Origin of the sequence: Acidiplasma cupricumulans (genome assembly GCF_001402935.1) — an archaeon.
In the GTDB taxonomy this organism is placed as follows: domain Archaea; phylum Thermoplasmatota; class Thermoplasmata; order Thermoplasmatales; family Thermoplasmataceae; genus Acidiplasma; species Acidiplasma aeolicum.
In genome coordinates, this window is sequence record NZ_LKBH01000147.1 from 1 (window position 1) to 2134 (window position 2134).

Annotated in this window: 3 protein-coding genes; all 3 read right to left on the reverse strand. The window is 34.5% G+C overall.

The features are described 5' to 3' along the window. A partial coding sequence (locus AOG55_RS04310; protein WP_156318747.1) for a PadR family transcriptional regulator occupies nt 1-476 on the reverse strand: 476 nt, incomplete at its 3' end. Between the two features lie 237 nt (nt 477-713). Next, nucleotides 714-923 carry a hypothetical protein gene (locus AOG55_RS04315; RefSeq protein ID WP_048101143.1) on the reverse strand — a complete coding sequence of 70 codons (210 nt, stop codon included), beginning with the start codon at nt 921-923 and terminating at the stop codon, nt 714-716. A 46-nt stretch (nt 924-969) separates the two neighbouring features. Continuing rightward, on the reverse strand, nt 970-2109 hold the full coding sequence (locus AOG55_RS04320; protein WP_048101142.1) for a M20 metallopeptidase family protein: 1140 nt from the start codon (nt 2107-2109) through the stop codon (nt 970-972). Between the last annotated feature and the right edge of the window lie 25 nt (nt 2110-2134).

Below are 2134 nucleotides of genomic sequence, written 5' to 3' on the forward strand. Positions count from 1 at the left end.
ATTTTTTCCAGTCTGAGCTTTTCATCCGATGTCAGCCTATCCCTGTTATCAGCAAGGTACTGTATATTATTTTCAATTTTGTCCAAAACCACTGAGTTTTCATTGCCCTTTAAGCTAAATTCAACCTGTTTTTTCCATGGAAACCAGGAATTATTTAAAAATTCCCTTCCGGAATCTGTAATATAATAATATTTCTTTCCGTCTCTTTCTTCCATTTCAAGATATTTAAGGTCATAAAGATTTTTAAGCATTGGGTATATTATTCCGGGAGATGGCACCCATCTTCCATCGGTTATTTTTGCTATTTTTTCTGTTATTTCTGATCCTGTAACCTTACTTTCTGATGCTATTGTTAATATCCAGTATTTAAGTCCAAATCCTCTTCTGCTCTCCATGCCGTGCATGTGGCCACATCCATTATTCATCCCGTGCATATTTTCATTATTTCCCATTCCGTGTCTGTATCTATTATACATTTTTACCCTCTAGATATCTTTTAGTGATATCTAATATAGATATCTATAACAGATATATAAAGTTATGCATTAATTACATAAAGGCAAATGGGGTCTTAAAAAATTTATAAAAATCTGAATTAAATACGATTTTAAGCATACATCAAATGAGTGCCAGTGGCTTATAATTATAACTGGAAAAATTATGCGGTTATTATTTTATTATAATATTATTAATTAATTGTTTTATTTTATACATTAACTTGACCCGGATTTTGGCATTTTAACCACCCAGAGTGCCATGGTAAATGCAAACATGAATCCAAGTATTATTGCTATTATATCAAAAAATAGGGCATTTTTTAAATAGTATTTAAAATTTAAAAGTACATATGTAACGTATACAACGGTGATTACACCAATGCCAATATTTAAACCGATTATTTTTTTTACATTATTTACTGACATTATACAGTGATTTCATTATGATTAATATTTTTTATTTAAATTTTAATCATTTTTTTAATAAATCCTCAGCAGATTTCTTTAATATCATTGCTCCATATTTTAAAGACCTTTCATCCACATTAAAAGTGGGACTATGGTTTGGGGAATATATGCCCTTTTCCCTATTTCCTCCACCAAGGAAATAGTATGCACCCGGAACCTTCTGAAGGTAATATGCAAAATCCTCCCCTCCCATATCTGGTTTTGGATGAACAATATTTTCCTGACCAAGAACCTCTGCTGCATTTTTTTCTATTATTCTGGAAACCTCCTCGTTGTTGATAAGCACCGGATAACCTTTTATATAGTCATACTCATAGTCTATCCTGTATGTTAGCTTTAACCCCTCCAGTATTTCTTTTATTCTCCTTTCTATCTTTGCCTGTGTATCGTTATTAAATGTCCTGACAGTGCCTGTAAGCTCTGCATGGGATGCTATAACATTAAACCTGAATCCTGCATTTATGGTTCCAATGGTAATTACTGCAGCCTCCTGCGGGTCTATTTCTCTGGAAACAATATTATGGATCATTTCAATGAGATGCCCTGATATATAAATTACATCTATTGCATCCTGTGGTGCTGAGCCATGGCCACCCTTTCCTGTTAATTTTATAACAAACCGGTCTGCATTGGCCATCATTTCATGGTAGTATATATATGCCTTTCCCATGTCCTTGTTTCCCCATATGTGCTGGCCTATTATGTAATCAACGCCATCAAGGGCACCATTTTTTATCATTTCAACAGCTCCGCCGGGGGGGTTCTCCTCAGCTGGCTGAAATATAAGCCTTATGGTCCCCGGTATATTATTTTGTTCTGTGAACATTTTTGCCACGCCAAGAAGCATGGCCATATGTGTGTCATGCCCGCATGCATGCATTACACCGGGATTTTTTGATTTGTAATCAATGTTATTTTCCTCCTGTACAGGCAGTGCGTCCATGTCTGCCCTTATTGCCACAGTTTTACTTCCATTGCCCCTAATATCACAGATTATCCCGGTTTCTGTAATTCTTTTTGGTGATAATCCCATTTTTTTTAATTCTTCTTCTATTTTGTCTGCAGTTTTGTATTCCTTAAAGCTAAGCTCGGGATATTCATGAAAATACCTTCTCATGGATATTATATAATCCTCAACTTCCATAGGGGATTAATTTTAAAACATATAA

What these genes read in the sequence shown, in the direction of transcription:
- AOG55_RS04315 (WP_048101143.1), bottom strand. Translation starts at nt 923, where the DNA reads ATGTCAGTAAATAATGTAAAAAAAATAATCGGTTTAAATATTGGCATT.
- AOG55_RS04320 (WP_048101142.1), bottom strand. Translation starts at nt 2,109, where the DNA reads ATGGAAGTTGAGGATTATATAATATCCATGAGAAGGTATTTTCATGAA.